Annotated in this window: 21 protein-coding genes and 1 rRNA gene; 2 read left to right on the top strand and 20 right to left on the bottom strand. The window is 65.6% G+C overall.

The window, feature by feature from the left end:
* Positions 1-62 precede the first annotated feature (62 nt).
* Both ACX12F_RS06670 and murA read right to left on the bottom strand, forming a co-directional pair.
* Positions 63-1,579: ribosomal RNA gene (locus tag ACX12F_RS06670) — 16S ribosomal RNA — on the bottom strand.
* 390 nt (positions 1,580-1,969) lie between these two features.
* On the bottom strand, positions 1,970-3,223 hold the full coding sequence (gene murA, locus ACX12F_RS06665; protein WP_020104139.1) for a UDP-N-acetylglucosamine 1-carboxyvinyltransferase: 1,254 nt from the start codon (positions 3,221-3,223) through the stop codon (positions 1,970-1,972).
* Between the two features lie 71 nt (positions 3,224-3,294).
* Here murA and ACX12F_RS06660 point away from each other — a divergent pair, with 71 nt between their 5' ends.
* Positions 3,295-3,894: a cob(I)yrinic acid a,c-diamide adenosyltransferase gene (locus ACX12F_RS06660; RefSeq protein ID WP_459368827.1), complete on the top strand. Its 600-nt coding sequence runs from the start codon at positions 3,295-3,297 to the stop codon at positions 3,892-3,894.
* A 1-nt stretch (position 3,895) separates the two neighbouring features.
* Here the strand turns inward: ACX12F_RS06660 and ACX12F_RS06655 are convergent, their stop codons facing one another.
* The 18 genes from ACX12F_RS06655 to fadD1 all read right to left on the bottom strand — a co-directional run bounded on the left by ACX12F_RS06655 (position 3,896) and on the right by fadD1 (position 20,080).
* On the bottom strand, positions 3,896-4,342 hold the full coding sequence (locus ACX12F_RS06655) for a DUF2550 domain-containing protein (RefSeq protein WP_459368826.1): 447 nt from the start codon (positions 4,340-4,342) through the stop codon (positions 3,896-3,898).
* A 7-nt stretch (positions 4,343-4,349) separates the two neighbouring features.
* A complete protein-coding gene (locus tag ACX12F_RS06650) occupies positions 4,350-4,715 on the bottom strand; it encodes a F0F1 ATP synthase subunit epsilon (RefSeq protein ID WP_043397041.1) in 366 nt (121 codons plus the stop codon).
* A gap of 69 nt (positions 4,716-4,784) precedes the next feature.
* Positions 4,785-6,215, bottom strand: a complete 1,431-nt coding sequence (gene atpD / locus ACX12F_RS06645; RefSeq protein WP_459368825.1) for a F0F1 ATP synthase subunit beta — start codon at positions 6,213-6,215, stop codon at positions 4,785-4,787.
* Positions 6,216-6,239: 24 nt separating this feature from the next.
* The gene (locus ACX12F_RS06640) at positions 6,240-7,160 is read right to left on the bottom strand and encodes a F0F1 ATP synthase subunit gamma (protein ID WP_459368824.1); all 921 of its coding nucleotides are present in this window, start codon (positions 7,158-7,160) and stop codon (positions 6,240-6,242) included.
* A gap of 7 nt (positions 7,161-7,167) precedes the next feature.
* The gene (gene atpA, locus ACX12F_RS06635; RefSeq protein WP_459368823.1) at positions 7,168-8,817 is read right to left on the bottom strand and encodes a F0F1 ATP synthase subunit alpha; all 1,650 of its coding nucleotides are present in this window, start codon (positions 8,815-8,817) and stop codon (positions 7,168-7,170) included.
* 35 nt (positions 8,818-8,852) lie between these two features.
* The gene (locus tag ACX12F_RS06630) at positions 8,853-10,193 is read right to left on the bottom strand and encodes a F0F1 ATP synthase subunit B/delta (RefSeq protein WP_459368822.1); all 1,341 of its coding nucleotides are present in this window, start codon (positions 10,191-10,193) and stop codon (positions 8,853-8,855) included.
* Positions 10,194-10,718 (bottom strand): F0F1 ATP synthase subunit B, encoded by a 525-nt coding sequence (locus ACX12F_RS06625; RefSeq protein WP_459368821.1) that lies wholly within the window; start codon positions 10,716-10,718, stop codon positions 10,194-10,196. It abuts the gene before it with no gap.
* Between the two features lie 9 nt (positions 10,719-10,727).
* On the bottom strand, positions 10,728-10,991 hold the full coding sequence (locus ACX12F_RS06620; protein WP_020104130.1) for a F0F1 ATP synthase subunit C: 264 nt from the start codon (positions 10,989-10,991) through the stop codon (positions 10,728-10,730).
* 75 nt (positions 10,992-11,066) lie between these two features.
* The gene (gene atpB / locus ACX12F_RS06615) at positions 11,067-11,819 is read right to left on the bottom strand and encodes a F0F1 ATP synthase subunit A (RefSeq protein WP_313888593.1); all 753 of its coding nucleotides are present in this window, start codon (positions 11,817-11,819) and stop codon (positions 11,067-11,069) included.
* A gap of 8 nt (positions 11,820-11,827) precedes the next feature.
* Positions 11,828-12,304, bottom strand: a complete 477-nt coding sequence (locus ACX12F_RS06610) for an ATP synthase subunit I (protein ID WP_459368820.1) — start codon at positions 12,302-12,304, stop codon at positions 11,828-11,830.
* 259 nt (positions 12,305-12,563) lie between these two features.
* Entirely contained in the window at positions 12,564-13,760 is a 1,197-nt protein-coding gene (locus ACX12F_RS06605; protein WP_133764101.1) for a glycosyltransferase family 4 protein, read from the bottom strand.
* Positions 13,757-14,416 (bottom strand): L-threonylcarbamoyladenylate synthase, encoded by a 660-nt coding sequence (locus ACX12F_RS06600; protein WP_459368819.1) that lies wholly within the window; start codon positions 14,414-14,416, stop codon positions 13,757-13,759. Before ACX12F_RS06600 ends, ACX12F_RS06605 begins: the two co-directional genes overlap by 4 nt.
* A 43-nt stretch (positions 14,417-14,459) precedes the next feature.
* The gene (gene prmC / locus ACX12F_RS06595; protein ID WP_459368818.1) at positions 14,460-15,293 is read right to left on the bottom strand and encodes a peptide chain release factor N(5)-glutamine methyltransferase; all 834 of its coding nucleotides are present in this window, start codon (positions 15,291-15,293) and stop codon (positions 14,460-14,462) included.
* A 9-nt stretch (positions 15,294-15,302) separates the two neighbouring features.
* Complete coding sequence (prfA, locus tag ACX12F_RS06590) at positions 15,303-16,382, bottom strand: peptide chain release factor 1 (RefSeq protein ID WP_459368817.1); 1,080 nt, start codon at positions 16,380-16,382, stop codon at positions 15,303-15,305.
* A 95-nt stretch (positions 16,383-16,477) separates the two neighbouring features.
* Entirely contained in the window at positions 16,478-16,714 is a 237-nt protein-coding gene (gene rpmE / locus ACX12F_RS06585) for a 50S ribosomal protein L31 (protein ID WP_455982682.1), read from the bottom strand.
* Positions 16,715-16,842: 128 nt separating this feature from the next.
* On the bottom strand, positions 16,843-18,069 hold the full coding sequence (locus ACX12F_RS06580) for an RNA polymerase sigma factor (protein WP_459368816.1): 1,227 nt from the start codon (positions 18,067-18,069) through the stop codon (positions 16,843-16,845).
* A gap of 26 nt (positions 18,070-18,095) precedes the next feature.
* Positions 18,096-18,440, bottom strand: a complete 345-nt coding sequence (locus ACX12F_RS06575; protein ID WP_459368815.1) for a YciI family protein — start codon at positions 18,438-18,440, stop codon at positions 18,096-18,098.
* A 77-nt stretch (positions 18,441-18,517) separates the two neighbouring features.
* Positions 18,518-20,080, bottom strand: coding sequence for a fatty-acid--CoA ligase FadD1 (gene fadD1, locus ACX12F_RS06570; RefSeq protein WP_459368814.1), 1,563 nt, complete (start codon positions 20,078-20,080; stop codon positions 18,518-18,520).
* Positions 20,081-20,290: 210 nt separating this feature from the next.
* On the opposite strand from fadD1, the gene ACX12F_RS06565 reads away from it, so the two are divergent.
* Complete coding sequence (locus ACX12F_RS06565) at positions 20,291-20,827, top strand: TetR/AcrR family transcriptional regulator (protein WP_459370264.1); 537 nt, start codon at positions 20,291-20,293, stop codon at positions 20,825-20,827.
* The last annotated feature ends 12 nt before the right edge of the window (positions 20,828-20,839 follow it).

Here is a 20,839-nt window from a genome sequence, read left to right as displayed (position 1 = left end):
ACCCCGACACTGTTGCCGGCATGGGGGAAAACCCCGAAGGGCATGTAAATGGTGCTCCTTAGAAAGGAGGTGATCCAGCCGCACCTTCCGGTACGGCTACCTTGTTACGACTTCGTCCCAATCGCCGATCCCACCTTCGACGGCTCCCTCCACAAGGGTTAGGCCACCGGCTTCGGGTGTTACCGACTTTCATGACGTGACGGGCGGTGTGTACAAGGCCCGGGAACGTATTCACCGCAGCGTTGCTGATCTGCGATTACTAGCGACTCCAACTTCACGGGGTCGAGTTGCAGACCCCGATCCGAACTGAGACCGGCTTTCAAGGGATTCGCTCCACCTCACGGATTCGCAGCCCTTTGTACCGGCCATTGTAGCATGTGTGAAGCCCTGGACATAAGGGGCATGATGACTTGACGTCATCCCCACCTTCCTCCGAGTTGACCCCGGCAGTCTCTTACGAGTCCCCGCCATAACGCGCTGGCAACATAAGATAGGGGTTGCGCTCGTTGCGGGACTTAACCCAACATCTCACGACACGAGCTGACGACAGCCATGCACCACCTGCACACAGGCCACAAGGGAACTGATATCTCTACCAGCGTCCTGTGCATGTCAAACCCAGGTAAGGTTCTTCGCGTTGCATCGAATTAATCCACATGCTCCGCCGCTTGTGCGGGCCCCCGTCAATTTCTTTGAGTTTTAGCCTTGCGGCCGTACTCCCCAGGCGGGGTACTTAATGCGTTAGCTACGGCACGGATCCCAAGGAAGGAACCCACACCTAGTACCCACCGTTTACGGCGTGGACTACCAGGGTATCTAATCCTGTTCGCTCCCCACGCTTTCGCTCCTCAGCGTCAGTTACTGCCCAGAGACCCGCCTTCGCCACCGGTGTTCCTCCTGATATCTGCGCATTCCACCGCTACACCAGGAATTCCAGTCTCCCCTGCAGTACTCTAGTCTGCCCGTATCGCCCGCACGCCCACAGTTAAGCTGTGAGTTTTCACGAACAACGCGACAAACCACCTACGAGCTCTTTACGCCCAGTAATTCCGGACAACGCTCGGACCCTACGTATTACCGCGGCTGCTGGCACGTAGTTGGCCGGTCCTTCTTCTATAGGTACCGTCACTTGCGCTTCGTCCCTATTGAAAGAGGTTTACAACCCGAAGGCCGTCATCCCTCACGCGGCGTCGCTGCATCAGGCTTGCGCCCATTGTGCAATATTCCCCACTGCTGCCTCCCGTAGGAGTCTGGGCCGTATCTCAGTCCCAGTGTGGCCGGTCACCCTCTCAGGCCGGCTACCCGTCGTCGCCTTGGTAGGCCATTACCCCACCAACAAGCTGATAGGCCGCGGGCCCATCCCACACCGCAAAAGCTTTCCACCACACACCATGAAGCATGCGGTCATATTCGGTATTAGACCCAGTTTCCCAGGCTTATCCCAAAGTGCAGGGCAGATCACCCACGTGTTACTCACCCGTTCGCCACTCGAGTACCCCGAAGGGCCTTTCCGTTCGACTTGCATGTGTTAAGCACGCCGCCAGCGTTCGTCCTGAGCCAGAATCAAACTCTCCAAACAAAAACTACCCATCCACAGACAGGCCGAATTCGAATCAGAAAAATCCGATCACAAACAAAAGACACCAAACAAACTGGCATCAAAAAACAACCACACCCCACAAACGGGAAAACACGAGGCATGGTCAAAAAACAACAAACAAAAACCACCAAACACACTATTGAGTTCTCAAACAACACGCCGTTTTCGGGCAACCCCACCAACCTACTACCTCTTGGTCGGGCTGTCAAGCTCTTGCTCTGGGCTTTGTTGGCCCCGCTCGCTGCTGACTTGGAATACATTAGCGGGCTGATCTTGATTTTACAAAACGGCTGCATATGGGCGGTTTTTCGCCCAAAACGCGTCACGCGGCAGTCCGGCGGAAGGCTCAGCGCGACACGCCAACGGCCGTCAACTGACTCGTTCGACCTCCGCGCCCAGACTTACGAGGTTCTCCACGAACAACGGGTATCCGCGATCGATGTGGAAAACGTCATGAACCTCGGTATCGCCGTCGGCAACCAATCCCGCCAACACCAAACCGGCGCCGGCACGAATATCCGAGGCCCACACCGGTGCACTCGACAATTGCGGAATTCCGCGGACCACCGCGTGATGTCCGTCGGTCCGGGCGTCCGCGCCCAGGCGGATCATCTCCTCGACGAACCGGAACCGCGCTTCGAACACGTTCTCGGTGATCATCGACGTGCCCTCGGCGATGCACGCCAACCCGATGGCCATGGGCTGCAGGTCGGTCGGGAATCCCGGATACGGCAGCGTCGCGACGTTGACCGCCTTCGGGCGTTCGTACTGCACGACCCGGAAACCGTTGTCGTGCTGCGTCACGGTCGCGCCGGCATCGTGGAGTTTGTGCAGCACCAGCTGAAGATGCTGCGGGTCCACACCCGTCACCGCGACGTCGCCTCGCGTCATCGCCGCGGCAATTCCCCAGGTCGCTGCCACAATCCGGTCACCGATCACCCGGTGCTCCGTCGGATGCAGCTTGTCCACCCCGGTGATGGTGAGGGTCGAGGTCCCTCCCCCACTGACCTTGGCGCCCATCTGGTTCAGCATGTCGCAGATGTCGACGATGTCCGGCTCACGTGCCGCGTTGTGGATGACGGTCACACCCTCGGCGAGCACCGCCGCCATCAGGATGTTCTCTGTCGCCCCCACCGACGGGAACTCGAGCTGAATCTCCGCCCCGCGCAGGTGGTCAGCTTCTGCAACCACGCAACCGTGCTCGATGTTGCACCGGGCACCGAGCTGGCGCAGGCCGGATTGATGCATGTCCAGGGGTCGCGATCCGATCGCGTCGCCGCCGGGTAATGCGACTTTCGCCTTCTTGCAGCGCCCTACCAGCGGACCGAGCACACACACCGAAGCGCGAAACTGCCGGACCGCGGCGAAATCCGCGTCGTACTTGGGCTCGTCGGGCGAGGTGATCCGGGCAACGTCGCCGTCGAGCTCAACAGTCGCTCCGAGACCACGCAGCACCTCGGCCATCAACGGAACATCCAGGATGTCCGGACAGTTGGTGATCGTGGTGGTGCCTTCAGCCAACAACGCTGCGGCCATCAGCTTCAGCACGCTGTTCTTAGCGCCCCCCACGGCAACTTCGCCGGACAACCGGCTACCCCCAGTCACCACGAAACGCTCGCTCACGCGGCTAAGTGTAGACAGCGGCGGAGGCCGGTGTCAGGCCACAAAGAAGTCACCGCGAGTACGGTTTCACCATGGCTGTGCACCTGACCCGCATCTACACCCGGACCGGCGACGACGGGTCGACCGGGCTCAGCGATTTCAGCCGCGTGTCGAAGAACGATTCGCGCCTGGCCGCCTACGCCGACTGTGACGAAGCCAACGCCGCGATCGGCGTCGCGGTCTCGGCAGGCGCGCCTGATGAACGAATCCGCTTGGTACTCCTGCAGATTCAGAACGATCTCTTCGATGCAGGTGCCGACCTGTCGACTCCCGTGGTCGAGAATCCGGAATACCCGCCGCTGCGAATCACCCAGCCGTACATCGATCGGCTCGAAGCCTGGTGCGACGAGTTCAACGAGCCGCTGTCGAAGCTCACGTCGTTCATCCTGCCCGGCGGCACTCCGCTGTCGGCGTACCTGCACGTCGCCCGGACCGTGGTTCGGCGGGCGGAGCGTGCGGCCTGGCAGGCAATCGATGAACACGGCGACAGCGTCAGCGTCCTGCCGGCCAAATATCTGAACCGGCTGTCGGATCTGCTGTTCATCCTGTCGCGGGCCGCGAACCCCGACGGTGATGTGCTGTGGCAGCCCGCCGCGGGACGCGGCAATGGGGAAACAGCGGAGGGATCGTAATTCAGACCGCGCGGCGCCGGGACCGCGGCGACGGCCGGGCCTCGAGCCACGACGTGAAAGCCGTCAAAGCTCCACGGTCCAAAGCTATTTCGTAACCCCTGCGCCGTTCGGGACTGTTGTCACGCAGCTCAAGAATGACCGTCTGATCGGTCATGATGTCGAATTCGTCGCCCCGCGGGGCGCGGCGTCCGACGACTTCCAGGCCACGACGGGACAGTCTGCGGTCGGGCCACCAGCGCAGGCTCGACAAACGATAAAAGCCGGCCTCACCACCGCGGTAGCGCATGACTCCATGCCGCCACCCGTGGCCGCCGGCAGCTGGGTAGTCGCGCAGGATGGCGGCGGTGCCGCCAACCTGACGCAACTTCCACAAGCGATAACTCAGTGCGGCAACAGCCAGCACCAACACACCGACGAGCGCGACCATCATCAACATGGACGCGCTCATCGGAGTATCAGTCGAGCTGGCCTACGGCGCGCAGACGCGCCCGGCCCCACGCAGCGGTCGCCTCGTCGTCCGACGCGGCATCGGCCTTGGCCGCATGCGCATCGATCTCCGACTCCAGCGCCGCATCTTCCACGAGAATCCGCACGGTCTCCTCGGTCACCGAGAGGAACCCACCGGACACCGCGATCCGCAGATCATCCTCGCCCTCGCGCTCGACCCGGACCATCGCGTCCTCGACCAGCTGGCCGACCAACGGGATGTGCCGGGGCAGGATGCCGATCTCGCCGGCGGTGGTGCGAGTGAAGACGAATGTGGCCTTGCCCGTCCACAGCGCGCGCTCGACGGCGACGATCTCGACGTCCATTTCGGCCATGTCACACCACCTTTCGACTGTGTTGTTTGCTCTTCGCGCAAGCGCTCAGCGCATGGGTAACCAACGAGATCACAGCTTGGCGCCGAGGCTTTCGGCCTTCTTCGCCAGGTCGTCGAGACCACCGATGAGGAAGAACGCCTGCTCCGGCAGGTGGTCGAAGTCGCCCTTGGCGAGACGGTCGAACGCCTCGATGGTCTCCTTCAGCGGCACCGTCGAACCCGGCTGGCCGGTGAACTGCTCGGCGGCCATCATGTTCTGGCTCAGGAAGCGCTCGATCTTACGTGCGCGGTACACCAGCACCTTGTCCTCTTCCGACAGTTCGTCGATACCGAGGATGGCGATGATGTCCTGAAGGTCCTTGTAGCGCTGCAGGATTCGGATGACTTCCTGAGCAACCCGGTAGTGCTCGTCGCCGACGATGCTGGGGTGCAGGATCGTCGAGGACGACGCCAGCGGGTCCACGGCCGGGAAGATGCCTTTGGAGAACACCGCACGAGAGAGCTCGGTGGTGGCGTCCAGGTGGGCGAACGTGGTGGCCGGGGCCGGGTCGGTGTAGTCGTCGGCGGGCACATACACGGCCTGCATCGAGGTGATGGAACGACCACGGGTCGAGGTGATGCGCTCCTGGAGCTCACCCATCTCGTCCGCCAGCGTCGGCTGGTAACCCACGGCCGAAGGCATACGACCGAGCAGGGTCGAGACCTCGGAACCGGCCTGGGTGAACCGGAAGATGTTGTCGATGAAGAGCAGCACGTCCTGGTTCTGCTCGTCGCGGAAGTACTCGGCCATGGTCAGGGCCGACAGCGCGACGCGCATACGGGTGCCTGGTGGCTCGTCCATCTGGCCGAACACGAGCGCGGTGTCCTTGAGCACGTTCGCGTCCGCGAGCTCGACCCACAGGTCGTTGCCCTCACGGGTGCGCTCGCCGACGCCGGCGAACACCGAGGTACCACCGAAGTTGCGGGCGATACGGTTGATCATCTCCTGGATCAGAACCGTCTTGCCCACGCCGGCACCGCCGAACAGGGCGATCTTGCCACCACGCACGTACGGCGTGAGCAGGTCGACGACCTTCAGACCGGTCTCCAGCATCTCGGTGCGGGGCTCCAGGTCGGCGAAGGCCGGCGGCTTGCGGTGGATGGACCAGTGCTGGAAGTCCTTGCCGTAGCCGGGCTCGTCCAGGCAGTCACCCAGCGCGTTGAACACGTGGCCCTTGACGCCGTCGCCGACGGGCACCGAGATCGAGGCGCCGGTGTCGCGAACGTCGGTGCCACGCACCAGGCCGTCGGTCGGCTGCATCGAGATGCAGCGCACCAGGTGGTCACCGAGGTGCTGCGCAACCTCGAGGGTCAGGGTCTTGGCCAGCGCACCGAAGGTGATGTCGGCGTGCAGGGCGTTGAACAGTTCGGGCACCGAGCCACGCGGGAATTCGATGTCCACCACCGGGCCGGTGATGCGAACCACGCGACCAGTGGTCTTGGTCTCTACAGCAGAAGTCATATCTCTCTTCGCTTCCTACGGGGCCTATTTCGCGTCGGCCAGCGCGTTGGCGCCACCGACGATTTCGCTGATTTCCTGGGTGATCTGGGCCTGGCGCTCGCGGTTCGCGGCGAGGGTCAGGGCCTTGATCAGGTCGTCGGCGTTGTCCGTTGCCGACTTCATGGCGCGTCGACGCGAAGCCGACTCCGAGGCCGCGGCCTCAAGCAGTGCCGCGTAGACACGCGTCGCGATGTACCGCGGCAGCAGCGCATCGAACAACGTGTCGGCGCTCGGCTCGAACGAGTACAGCGTGTGGACGCCGGTCGGCTCCCCCGTGTACTCGACGGCCAGCGGTGCGATCCGCACGGCCTCGGCGGTCTGCGACAGCATCGACTTGAACTCTGTCGAGACGATGTGCAGTTCGTCGACACCCAAGATGCCGTCGGCTCCCGGTCCGTCACCCTCGTCATCGGCACCCGCCATGAATGCCGATACCAGCGTGTCGGCGATTTCCTTGGCGTTGACGTACTCCGGACGCTCCGAGAAACCGGTCCAGGACTCGATGACCGAACGCCCGCGGAAGCTGTAGTAGCCCAAGGCCTTTCGGCCGACCACATACAGCACCGGTTCCTTGCCCTCTTCACGCAACAGCGAGAACAGTTCCTCGGCCCGGCGCAGCACGTTGGCGTTGTAGCCGCCGCACAGGCCGCGGTCCGACGACACCACCAGCACCCCGGCACGCCGGGGATTCTCCCGCTCGACGAGCAGCGGGTGATCCAGCGCGCTGGCTCCCGCAAGCTCGGTGAGCATGTTGGTGATCTCAGTGGCGTAGGGCCGGGCTGCATCAACCCGGGCCTGCGCCTTGGCGATCCGCGACGTGGCGATCAGCTCCTGCGCCTTCGTGATCTTCTTGATCGACGAGGCGGATTTGATACGTCCGCGTAGCTCGCGCAGTGTGGCTGCCATTGGTTACCTAGGCCTTCTTCGGTGCCGGCTTGTGGACCTTCACCGACTCCTGGCCGAGGTCAGCGGGATCCAGTGCCTCGGCAGCGGCTTCCTTGACGACGACCGAGCTGCCGTCGGTGGCGGCGAAGCCCTTCTTGAACTCGTTGATGACCGAGACCAGCTTCTCCTCGTTCTCCTCGGAGAGCTTCTTCGTCGACTTGATGCCGTCGAGGATGTCGGCGTGGCTGGCCTTCACGTGTTCCAGCAGCTCCGCAGAGAAACGTGAAACGTCCTCGACCGGAACCGAATCCAGGTGGCCCTGAGTGCCGAGGAAGATCTCGATGACCTGGTCCTCGACCGCCAGCGGGCTGTACTGCGGCTGCTTGAGCAGCTCGACCAGGCGAACACCGCGGTCCAGCTGAGCCTTCGAAGCAGCATCCAGGTCCGAGGCGAACGCCGCGAAGGCCTCCAGCTCGCGGTACTGCGACAGGTCCAGACGCAGCGAGCCCGCCACTTCCTTCATGGCCTTGATCTGGGCGGCACCACCGACACGGGACACCGACACACCGACGTTCACGGCCGGGCGAACACCCTGGTTGAACAGGTCGGACTCCAGGAAGCACTGGCCGTCGGTGATCGAGATGACGTTGGTCGGGATGAACGCCGAAATGTCGTTGGCCTTGGTCTCGATCACCGGCAGACCCGTCATCGAACCGCCACCGAGCTCGTCGGACAGCTTCGCGCAACGCTCCAGCAGACGGGAGTGCAAGTAGAAGACGTCACCCGGGAAGGCTTCGCGGCCCGGCGGGCGACGCAGCAGCAGCGAGATGGCGCGGTAGGCGTCGGCCTGCTTGGACAAGTCGTCGAACACGATCAGGACGTGCTTGCCGTTGTACATCCAGTGCTGGCCGATGGCCGAACCGGTGTACGGGGCCAGCCACTTGAAGCCGGCGGGGTCAGAGGCGGGAGCCGCGACGATGGTCGTGTACTCCATGGCGCCACCCTCTTCCAGCGCACGCTTCACGCTGGCGATGGTGGTGCCCTTCTGGCCGATGGCGACGTAGACGCAGCGCACCTGCTGCTTCGGGTCGCCGGTCTCCCAGGCCTCGCGCTGGTTCAAGATGGTGTCGACGCAGACGGCGGTCTTGCCGGTCTTGCGGTCACCGATGATGAGCTGGCGCTGGCCGCGGCCGATCGGGGTCATGGCGTCGATGGCCTTGATACCGGTCTGCAGCGGCTCGCTGACGCTCTGGCGCTGTACGACCGACGGGGCCTGGAGCTCGAGGGCACGACGGGTCTCGGCCTTGATCTCGCCCTGACCGTCGATGGGCTCGCCGAGCGGGTTGATGACGCGGCCGAGGAACTCGTCGCCGACCGGCACCGAGAGCACCTCTCCGGTGCGCTTGACCTGCTGGCCCTCTTCGATCTTCGCGAAATCACCCAAGATGACCGCACCGACGCTGTGCTCGTCGAGGTTCAGGGCCACGCCCAGAACACCGCCGGGGAACTCGAGGAGCTCCTGCGTCATAACCGAGGGCAGACCCTCGACGTGTGCGATGCCGTCACCGGCGTCGACGACAGTGCCGATCTCTTCACGATCGGTCGAGGCCGAGAACGTCGTTACGTAGTTCTCGATGGCACCTTCGATATCAGCAGCCGAGATTGTCAACTCTGCCATGGTTTTTGGTCTTCCTAGTCTTGGGTGTTTCGGAGTTAGTCGGGCAGCCGGTTGGAGGCGGCAGCCAGTCGTGACGAGATGGAGCCGTCGATCACCTCGTCACCGACGGTGATGGTCAGACCACCGAGGAGGCTCGGATCGACATGCAGCTGGACGGACACCGGGTGGCCGTAGATGCGGGTCAGGACCGACGCGAGTCGGGTCCGCTGGGCATCGGACAGCGCCGCGGCAGCCTCCACGTGGGCAACAACCTCACCACGGCGGGCGACTGCCAGCTCGGCCAGATCGAGGACCGCCTGGTCGGCACGTTCGCCGCGCAACAGGCTCACGGTCTGCGTCAGCAGCGCCTTGACGGTGCTGTTGAGCGCGCCGTGGGCACCGGTAAGCACGTTGTCCAGCAAGGCAACTCGGCTGTCGACCGGAGTGCCGTAGTCACCGAGCAGCGTCGACAGGCGCGGCTGCGCGTCCAGCACACGGCTGAACCGGAACAGCTGGTCCTCGACCTCGGCGACCTCACCGTTGACCTCGGCCCGCTTGATCAGCGCCAGGCGAGCGACGTGCTCGATGGCGTCGACCAGATCGGGCTGCTCCGACCACCGCGACGACACCGCGGAGCGCAGCAGCTCCAGGGCGGGGGCGCCGATCTTGCCGGACAGCACCGCATCCAGCAGGGTGACCTTGGGGGCCGAGTTGTCGGCGGGTTCGGCCAGGTGCCGGGCGAGGTTGTTCTCGGTCAGCAGCAGCCGGACGACGGCAGCCAGATCATCGGCCAGCGCGGTCAGCGCCGCCGCATCGAGACTGCCTGCAGTGGCGTCGAACTTGGTGACCAGCGCGTTCAGTGAATCCCGGCTCGCGGCCCGCAGCTTCACCTCGGCGTGGGTGCCGACCTCAGCGGAGGACGGCGCCATCTGTTCCAGATCCGCGAGGAAGCGGTCCACGGTGCCGGCCTGAGCGGCGGGCTCGGCGACGTACCGGCGCACCAGTTCGTCGGCCTTGGCCACCGACTCCGCGCCCAGCTCCTGACGGAGCTCGCGGATCACGCCCTGACGCATCAACTCGACGTGCTGGCCGCCCTGCGCCTTGATCCGCTCAGCGTCGATAGCGGCCTGCTCGGAGAGCTGCTCGACGATGCGCTGCGAATCGTGCCGGGCCTCGTCGGTCACCTTGGCCGACTCTGCATTGGCGTCGGCGAGAGCCTTGGCGTGCATCTTGTCGGCGTCGGCGAGTTTCTGTGCAGCTTCGGCACTTTCGGCCAGCGCGACACGAACGGCTTCCTGCTGCTTGGCCATCAAGCCCTTCACCGGAGGCACGACGTACTTCCAGATGATGAACACGATGACGGCAAAGCCGATCAGCTGCCCGATGAAGATTTCCATCTAGTGGCTCCCGCCTGATTTCACGTCAGATGCCAACTCCACACCGAGGATGCGGCTCGCCAGCGTCTGGGACAGGTTGTCGACCGACGACTGCAGTTCGGCCTCTGTGGACTGCCGCTGCGCGGACAGTGCCTGGTCGGCACCTTTGAGGGTTTCGGCCACCTCACCACTTGCCGCTGCACGCGCCTGGTCGACGACCTTGCGGCCCTCGTTGCGGGCCTCGTCACGGATGGCCGAAGCCTCCGTACGGGCACCCGCCATCGCCGCGTTGTAGTCCGCCTCTGCGGCGGCCACCTGCTCAGCCGACTTCCGGTTGTCAGCAGCGGTCTTGGCCAGCATTTCCTCGCGTTCGACCAAGACCTTGCTGATCGGTGGCACAACCCACTTGCCGATCACGCCGAGCACGATCAGGAAGATGATCAGCACGACGAAGAAGGTCGCGTTGGGGATCAGGAAGTTCTGACCCCCGCCACCCTCTGCTGCTGCCTGGCCCGAGGCCAGGATGGTTGCGCTCAATTCACCCATGTCGACGGATTACGACAGGCCCGGGGTGGCGAACACGAAGAGCGCCATGAAGGCCAGGTTGATGAAGTACGCGGCTTCCACCAGACCGACGGTGATGAAGAACGGGGTGAACAGGCGGCCCTGGGCCTCCGGCTGGCGGGCGATGCCCGAGATCAGCGCGTTACCGGCAATACCGTCACCGATACCGGCACCGATGGCGCCACCGGCCATGATCAAGCCACCGCCGATGAGGGCGCCCTGGATGATAGTGGCGTTCGTTGCTGCGTCGGCCATTCTCTTTTTCCTCCTTGGTAACTGGTAGCTGCGCTACCAGGGTCTTATTTGTGGTTCCTACAGGTCTTGCGGGACTTAGTGGTGCTCGTCGAGTTCCATCGACTGGCTGAAGTACAGGATCGTCAGCAGCGCGAAGATGAACGCCTGGATCAGACCGACGAACAGGTCGAAGGTCTTCCAGATGGCGTTCGGCGCCCACTGCACGTACCAGGGGAACATCGCGATCAGGGCGACCAGGATGCCGCCGGCGAACATGTTTCCGAAGAGTCGCAGAGACAGCGAGACCGGCTTGGCGATCTCCTCGACGATGTTGATCGGAGCCAGGACCGCGACGTGACCCTTCAGCAGCTTCTTGAAGTGGCCGAAGACACCCCGGCGCCAGATGCCCGCAGCGTGGTAGCAGAGGAACACGAACAGCGCGAGCGCCAACACGTAGTTGATGTCCGAGGCCGGCGGGGCCAGCAACTCCTTCGCGCCACCGTCTTCCCCACCGAACTGCACCGGCAGGACCGAGAGCCAGTTGGAGATCAGGATGAAGGTGAAGATCGTGACGGCCAGCGGCAGCACGAACGGAGCGACCTTCATACCGATCGCGGTCTCGATCTGCTGGCGCATCTGGATGGTGATGGCCTCGAAGAACAGCTGAACACCGCCGGGCACTCCGGTTGAGGTCACCTTCGCCTTCACGAAGAAGGCCAACGCGATGACGATGACCGCAGCCACGCTGGTGGCGATGATCGTGTCGACGTTGAAGGTGTAGCCCCACAGCTCGTGCTGCTCGTGGTGGCCGACCTCGATGGCGGCCTCGGCGGCGAATTGTTGAATCACTTGGGTCGTCAGTCCTTTGCTTCTGATCCGTCGTGTGCTTCTGGTTGGTCGACGCCGGCACCACCGTCACGCTGGCCGGCGCGGACCTTCTTCATCACCGGCAATGCGGTGCTCATGACAAGAATCGCCTGGAACAGCGCCACCCCGAAGAGGACGCCGATACCGGCCGGCTTGAAGAACCAGGTGATCAGCAGGGCGATCACCGAGATGACCACCAGCCGCATCGCGGAGTTGGCTGCCATCTGCATCTTCAGTGGGTGATCCTTGGCGGTGACCTTGGCGACCGCGCGACGGACCATCAGGGCGTTGGTCAGACCGAGCGCCATTCCCAGACCGAAGAAGGCGCCGAACTTGAGATTGCCGCTCACTGCGTAGCCGCCGCCGAGCGCGATGGCCGTCACGAGAAGAGAGACAGCAAACAAACGCACGGGCCGAAAAGCCACTGCCGGCAACACCAGAGGCGCGTCCTGCGCTGGTGTCGTCATGGTGTTCACCTCAATCCCGCGGTCACGAGTGCCGTCCCCATATACCTGGCAATCCTGTGTGCGTGCCCACAGAGCGTATCGAAGGTCACATCGAGCGCGTCGGGCACACTGGAATCACCCAAGGGGAAGCTCCCTTTGTCGGTCGTCATTCGGCGCCGATCGGCTTGTGCGAACCGATGGGCCGGGCCGGCAACCCGCGAGGTTTTTCGGGTTCTGCCAGAACCGTACCACATGGTGGGCACCCAAAAACGGGCACCTACTACTTTTTGTCGTACTCGCCTTCTGGCAGGTCATCGCGCCGCCGCAGGAGCGGAATCAAGGTGAAAATAGCGGCCAGCAGGATGGCCCCGAGCATCACCGCACCCGTGTATCGGGGGTCGAAGAAAATGGTGCTGGCCGCCCCCAGCGCCACGATGCCCACCCATAGGTAGATGAGCAGCACGACGCGGCGGTGCGAGTGGCCGATCTGCAGCAGCCGATGGTGCAGATGCATCTTGTCGGGACTGAACGGGCTCAGGCCCGCCCGGGTACGACGGACGATCGCCAGCAGCATGTCGAGGGCGGGCACGAACATCACCGCAACGACCAACAGGAACGGCGACAGCAAAGCAAACACATCGCGCGCGCCGTAGGCGTTCTGGGAAATCGGACCGGCTGCGGTGGTCGACGCAGCGGCCAGCATCAAGCCGATCAGCATGGACCCGGAATCCCCCATGAAGATGCGGGCCGGATGGAAGTTGTGCGGCAGGAACCCCAGGCACGCGCCGGCAAGCACCACCGAGATGACGGCCGGCGGGTAGAACAGCACGTCACCGCCGTGGTCACGCAGCAGCCCGACCGAGAAGATGCAGATGGCCGACGCGGTGATGAGGCCGAGCCCGGCAGCCAGACCGTCGAGCCCGTCGACGAAGTTCATCGCGTTGACGATCGACACCGTCAGCGCCAGGGTCAGCAGGATGGACGACGCCTGGTCCAGCACGATGGTGCCGACGCCGCCGATCGGGATGTACAGCACACTCCACGCGACACCCATGGTGACCAGGACGCTGGCCGCGGTGATCTGGCCCGCGAACTTGGTCAGCGCGTCCAGGCCCCAGCGGTCATCGATCAGGCCGATGAGCATGATCAGGCCGCCCGCCACCACGACCGCCGGCATGCCCGACGAATAGACGAAACCTCGCGTCAGGGCGGGCAATTGGGAGGCCAGCAGCACGGCGGCGACCACCCCGATGTACATCGCCAGCCCGCCCATGCGCGGGACCGGCTGGACGTGGACGTCACGTTCGCGCGGGTAGGCGACCGCACCGAACCGGAAGGCCAGCGCCCGCACCCAGCCGGTGGCGAAGTAGGTGATGATCGCCGCGGTGAGACCGACCAGCACCAGCTCTCTGAGCGGGACCCCGGTGCCCCGGTCGATCTGCGCGAGCAGCCGGCCTGCGTCGGCAACTACGGTCACGACATCTCGCCGGTCAGGGACTTCAGTTCGACGCCGAGCACCTCGGCGATCTGCGCGACGGAGATCGGTCCTTCGCGCAGCACCCGCGGCGTCGCGCTGGTGAGGTCGACGATCGTGGATGCGGCCTGCTTGGTCGCCGGTCCGGCGTCCAAGTACACCTCGACCTTGTCGCCCAGCTGCGCCCGCGCCTCCTCTGCATTGACGGCGGGCGACTGGCCGGAGATGTTGGCGCTGGACACAGCCATGGGGCCGACCTCGCGCAACAGCTCGATGGCCACGGGGTGCAGTGGCATGCGCAGCATGACGCTGCCGTTGGTGTCACCGAGGTCCCACGACAGCGACGGGGCCTGCCGCACCACCAGGCTCAGCGCACCCGGCCAGAACGCCTCGATCAGGTCGCGCGCAGACGGCGGCACGGAGTAGACCAGGCCGTCGATGGTGCGCCAGGAGCCGACCAGGACCGGGACGGGCATGTTGCGACCCCTCCCCTTTGCGGCCAGCAGCGCCGCCACCGCCTCGCTGTTGAAGGCGTCGGCGCCGAGCCCGTAGACGGTGTCGGTGGGCAGCACGACCAGGCGACCGCCCTTGAGCGCACTGATCGCGGAGGCGATCCCAGTGCCGCGCTTGACCGCATCGCCGCAGTCGAACGTCTCCATCTATGACTCCTCACGCAAGCATTCGTCGGTTGCCATGACCCGTTTACCGTCGAGTCGCGGTCACGAACCGGGGCCGCCCGGTCAGATCGCGCCGTGCGGTGATGCCTCCGAACGTACCGTCGCGCTCCAACGCGGCCACCACCTGATCCGCCGTGGTGTCGTCGTGCTCGATGCCCAGTGCGCCGCCGGGCCGCAGCAAGCGCGCCGCCAGCGCGATGATCGGCACGATGACCGACATGCCGTCGGGCCCACCGAACAGGGCCGCGGCCGGGTCGTGGTCGATGACTTCGGGATCGAGCTCGGCACCGTCCGGGATGTACGGCGGGTTGGATACCAGCAGGTCCACTGTGCCGTCCCTGTCTGCCAGCAGGCTGGGAACAGTGACGTCGGCCTCCAGCACCTCGACGGCGGTGCCGGCACAGTTGCGCCGGGCGTAGACCAGGGCCTCCGGGGATTTCTCGACGGCCACGATCTTCGCCTGCGGCCAGGTGTGCGCCAACGCCAACGCCAGCGCGCCCGATCCGGTGCACAGATCCACGATCACCGGGCTCGGCGGCACCGGCTGCTTCATGGCCCACTCCAGCAGTGCCTCGGTCTCCGGGCGGGGAATGAACACTCCCGGGCCGACCTGCACCTCCACCGGGCCGAATGCTGCCGTTCCGATCAAGTGCTGCAAGGGAATTCGCTGCGCACGCCGTTCCACCAGGTCACGGAAATGCGGATAGAACGCGGCCTCGGGCTCGGTGAACATCACCCGGGCCCGGTCCACCCCGGCAGCGTGCGCTGCGAGGTATTCGGCGTCGACCCGGGCGGAGTCGACGCCCGCGGCGGCCAGCACGGCAGCCGCGTCAGCGATCGCTTGTCGGACGGAGCTCACTCTTGCGGGTCACTCCTGCGAGAGCCGGGCCTGCTTGTCGGCGGCCGCCAGGGCGTCGAGCAGCGCGTCCATGTCGCCGTCGAGCACCTGGTCCAGGTTGTGGGCCTTGAAGTTGATGCGGTGATCGGCGATCCGGTTCTCGGGGAAGTTGTAGGTCCGGATGCGCTCGCTGCGGTCGACGGTGCGGATCTGGCTGGCGCGGTCGGCGGACGCGTCCGCCGAGGCCTGCTCTTCGGCCAGGGCCTGCAGCCGGGCGGCGAGCACCACCATGGCGCGGGCCTTGTTCTGCAGCTGCGAGCGCTCGTTCTGGCAGGTGACGACGATACCGGTGGGCAGGTGCGTGATGCGGACCGCCGAGTCGGTGGTGTTGACGCCCTGACCGCCCTTGCCGGACGAGCGGTAGACGTCGATACGCAGGTCGGATTCATCGATCTGGACCTGCTCGACGTCCTCGGGCTCCGGGTAGACCAGGACGCCGGCTGCCGAGGTGTGCACGCGCCCCTGGGATTCGGTGACGGGCACGCGCTGCACGCGGTGGACACCGCCCTCGAATTTCATGCGCGACCACACGCCGTCGGCCGAGTCGCCCTTGCCGGCGATGGTGATGGTGGCGTCCTTGTAGCCGCCGAGGTCCGACCAGGTCTCGTCGAGCACCGTCACGGTCCAGCCGTGGCGCTCGGCGTACCGGATGTACATGCGCGCAAGGTCGGCTGCGAAAAGGGCCGATTCCTCGCCGCCCTCACCGGACTTCACCTCGAGGACGACGTCGTCGGCGTCGTGCGGATCACGCGGGGCCAGCAGGTCGGTCAGCTTGGCGTCGAGTTCGGCGACGCGGGCCTCCAGCTCGGGCACCTCCGCGGCGAACGCGGCGTCCTCGGCGGCCAGCTCGCGGGCCGCTTCGAGGTCACCCCGGGCAGCCTCGAGCTTGCGATAGGTGACGACGATCGGCGACACCTGCGCGAACCGGCGACCGACCTTGCGGGCCGCGCCGGCATCAGCGTGCAGGTTCGGGTCGCCCAGCTGCCGTTCGAGATCGGCGTGCTCGGCCAGCAGTGCCTCGATGCGGGGCGCTGTGTCTGTCTCTGCCACTTGAGGACTCCTGCGGTTGTCTGTGCCGGGTGCCGGATACGAAAACGGCGCCCGGACCTGACGCGAATGCGACAGATCGGGCGCCGTGAACGAAGCTAGCTCTCGGACGCGGCCTTCGAGCCGGTGTTGCGCTTGCCGTACCGCTTCTCGAAGCGGGCCACGCGGCCGCCGGTGTCGAGAAGCTTCTGCTTGCCCGTGTAGAACGGGTGGCACTGCGAGCACACCTCGACCACGATGTGGCCGCTTTCCTTGGTGCTACGAGTCTGGAAGCTGTTGCCGCAACCGCAGACCACGGTGGTCTCGACGTATGCGGGGTGGATACCCGATTTCATTTCATGGTCCTCTGTGATCGATGGCGCCGGGTCGCCCGATTATTCGGACGTGAACCGGAGCCGAGGGGGTTCGGCGGTCGATTATGCCAGGTCAGCCGCCAAGGTCCTAAACGCGGCCGGGCCGCCGACTATTCCTGGGCGCCGCGCCGGCCCAGGTCGGCCAGGCGATGCTCCAGGAATCGTCGTTCGGGGTCGGTCGCGGCCAGTGTCAGGGCGCGTTCGAACGCGGTTCGCGCCTCGTCGGTCCGGCCCAGGCGCCGCAGCAATTCCGCCTGAGTCGACGGCAGGTAGCGGTAATCGCCCAGGTCAAGCGCGTCGATGAGGTTCAGCGCCCGCGCGGGGTCCCCGGCCTCGGCGATGGCCACCGCGCGATTGAGGGCCACGACGGGCGACCTGGTCAGCTGTTCGAGCCGCTCGTACAAGACCACGACCTCGTGCCAGTCGATCCGCTCCTCGGCCTGCAACGAGGCGATGGCGGCCTGCAGTACATAGGGCCCGCCGGCCAGCCGCAAAGCCAGCGCGCGATCGAGCGCTGCCCGTCCGGCATCGACCTTGGCCTGGTCGTGCAACGTGCGGTCCTGCTCGGCGAGCGGCACCACGCGGCCGTCGACCACACGGGCCGCTCGTCGCGAATCGTGCAGCAGCATCAGCGCCAGCAGCCCGTAGGCCTCGGGCTCGTCGGCCAACAATTCCGCGAGGAGCCGGCCCAGCCTGATCGCTTCGGCAGCCAGGTCGCCGCGCTCGGTGAAGCCCTGGTTGAAGATCAGGTAGATCGCCGCGAGCACCGCCGCCACCCGGTCGGGCAGCAGCCGGTCCGCCGGCAGGGCGAACGGGATGTTCGTCGCCCTGATCTTGGTCTTGGCGCGGGAGAGCCGGCGCTTCATCGTGTCCTCGGAGACCAGGAACGCGCGCCCGATCTCGGCCGTCGTCAGCCCGCCGAGGGCCCGCAGGGTGAGGGCCACCTGGGCCTCGCGGGCCAACGCCGGATGGCAGCACATGAAGATGAGCTGCAGGCGTTCGTCGCCGATGGTGCTGTCGTCGAGGTCGATCTCGTCCATGGTCGTCGCCTGTCGATCCGCTTGCAGCAGCCGGGTTTTGGCGCGCAGCGTCTGCTCGCGGCGCAGCCGGTCGACCGCCGCATTGCGTCCGGTCCGCACCAGCCAGGCCACCGGCGCGTCTGGCACGCCGTCGCGGGGCCACCGCTCGGCAGCGCGGACGAACGCCTCCTGCGCGGCATCCTCGGCGAGCTCGAAGTCGCCGAGGATGCCGATGAGCGCGGCCAGGACGCGGCCCCAATCCCGCTCGAAGATCGCGTCGATCAGCGCCTGGCCCCTTCCCGTCGCTTCGCTCGCCATGGACCCTTCCCGTCGCTTCGCTCGCCCTAGACCTCCCCCGGCATCTCGAAGAGCGGACGTACCTCGACGGCACCGCCGAGGCGTACCGCCGGAATCCGTTGTGCCCACTCCAAGGCTTGGTCGAGGTTGTCGGCGTCGATGACGAAGTAGCCGGCGAACACCTCTTTGGTGTCGGCGTACGGGCCGTCGGTGATCAGGCCGTCGGCACGCACCGTGGTGGCCGTCTCGACGGGCTGCAGATGGCCGCCACCGACGCACTGCGGCTCGACCCGCAGAGCCATGTACTCCGCGCTCAGCGCGGCCTGCTCGGCTTCGGTCAGCTCCGCGTCGTGACTACCGGGCCGGGTATAGATCAGCGTTGCGTATTTCATCGTGGTCTCCTTCGGGGTTGATCGTCCAACAGCAGGGAGACGAACGGGAACCCATCAGGGGGACACGACGGCAGAAATTAGTTTTCGGGCAGCCGGCCGTACTCGGTACCGTCGCGCTTCCACAGCACCCGGCCGGCCGGATCCGCGCCCAGGGCGACCAGTTCCCGCTTGAGAATCTTGTTGGTCGCGGTGCTGGGCAGGTCGTCGGCCAGCCAGACGTACCGCGGCCAGGACTTCGGTGACATGTCCGGCTGCGCGGCCAGGAACTCCGCGAACGGCTTCGGGTCAAGAGTCTGCCCATCGCGCAGCACCATGGCCGCCATGACCTGGTCGCCGACGAACTCGTCGGGCACCGGGTACACGGCGACCCGACTGATCACCGGGTGCCGCAACAGGATTCGCTCGATGGGCGCCGCGGTGATGTTCTCCCCGTCCACCCGCATCCAGTCGGCGGTACGGCCGGCCAGGTAGATCCAGCCGTCCGCGTCGCGGTAGGCCAGGTCGCCCGACCAGTACATGCCGTGCCGCAGCCGCTCATCGGTGGCGCCCTGGTCGTTGTGGTAACCGCGGAACATGCCGCTGCCGTTGGTGTTCACCAGCTCGCCGGTGGCTGCCTCGGCGTTGACGAGCGCACCGGCCTCATCGAATCGGGCCACCGCGCATTCGGTCACGGTCTCCGGGTCATAGATGGCCACGCCCGGAAAACCCTGTCCGATACTGCCCGCCGGGGTGCCTTCCGACCGCGTGATGATGATTGCGAGCTCGGTCGAGCCGAAGCCGTCCCACACGTCGCAGTCGAAGCGGCGGCTGAATTCGTCGATGTCGCGGTCGGCGGCCTCATTACCGAACGCCACCCGCAGCGGGTTGTCGTGGTCGTCGGGCTGCTCGGCGGTCGCCAGGATGTAAGCCAGCGGCTTGCCGACGTAGTTCATGTAGGTCGCGCCGTAGCGGCGGATGTCCGGGAGGAAGCTCGAGGCGGAGAACTGCGCGGGCGCCATCGCCGCTCCGGATCCGAGTGCGACGCCCCAGCCTGCGTAGACGCCGTTGGAGTGGAACAGCGGCATCGCCAGGTAGCAGGTGTCGGCCGCGGTGAGGCCGTAGCGCTGGACGAGTGCCGCGGCGGAGAACAGCACGATGGAATGGGCCACCTCGACGGCCTTGGGCTCACCGCTGGTGCCCGAGGTGAAGATCATCATGAAGGTGTCGTCGGGTCCGACTTCACGATGCGGGGTCAGGTCCTGCTGAGGCCACTCGGTCGCGGTGACGTCGATGACGGTGACGCCCGGCAGGTTGACGTCCTGGAGTAGCTCTCGACCCGCCCGATCTACGAGCAGAATCTGACATTCGACGCGCGCGATGTCCCGGGCCAGCGCCGCACCGCGGCGGGTGGTGTTGATGCCACACAGCACGTAGCCGCCCAGCGCCGCGGCGGCCAGCGCCGTCAGCATCTCGGGGGTGTTGCCCAGCAGGGTGCCCACGTGCAGGGGCCGCAGCGGGTCGGCCTGGCCGATCAGGGCGGCGGCCTGTGCCTGCGCTCCGGCCACGTACTCTCGCCAGGTCCAGGCCGTCTCGCCGTACTTGACGGCGACGGTGTCCTGGCCGGCGCGCTCGCGAAGCAACTGCTGAAGGGTGTCCGCCATTTAGGCTCCCGGTGCGGCGGGGGTCACGACAACCACCCGCAGTGAACAGATTCTTGAAAGTGTCTACCATTGTTGAGGGGTAGCGCAATAGCATCTGCGCCCTGGCAGAATCGTCGTTCGCCCGGTTGACATGTGAGGAGATACCCGGTGGCAAGCCCAGAGTCCCCGAGGAGCGTGCGCGATCGACTGATCGACGCCGCTGAAGAGTGCATGCGCGCCAAGGGAATTCGCGCCACGACGGTATCCGAGGTCGCCGAGGCCGCCGGCGTCTCCCGCGGTTGGCTCTACCGGCACTTTCCCGACAAGGTGACGCTGCTGGGCGCGGCGATCGTCCGCCTGAACAACGCCTACTGGTCTGACGCGCACGCCATGCTGGCGTCGATCGACGGCCTGGACAACCAGATGGTCACCGGAATCCAGCACGGGCGCACCGCATATGACGATCCCGGCGCCCTGCTGATGAAGCTGCGCGTCGAGGAACCCGACGAGTTCGCCGCCTGCGCCGGCGCCGGCGTGCAGGGCCTGGTGCCGGACCTCGCCGATTTCTGGTCCCGCTATCTGGTCGCCGCCCGCGACAACGGCGAAATCCACCCCGACACCGATATCGATGAAGCCGCCGAGTGGGTCGCGCGCGTCATCCTGTCGCTGGCCACGATGCCCGGGCAGCGGCTGGACGCCAACAACGCCGACGAACTGCTTGCACACGTGCGCCGCTACGTGATGCCGGGGTTGAAGGCCCAGCCGTAACGGTCGCCCCCT

This window comes from Mycolicibacterium sp. HS_4_1 (assembly GCF_054515875.1).
The sequence above is the reverse complement of the archived record's forward strand: the minus strand, read 5'-3'. Positions and strand labels throughout refer to the sequence as shown.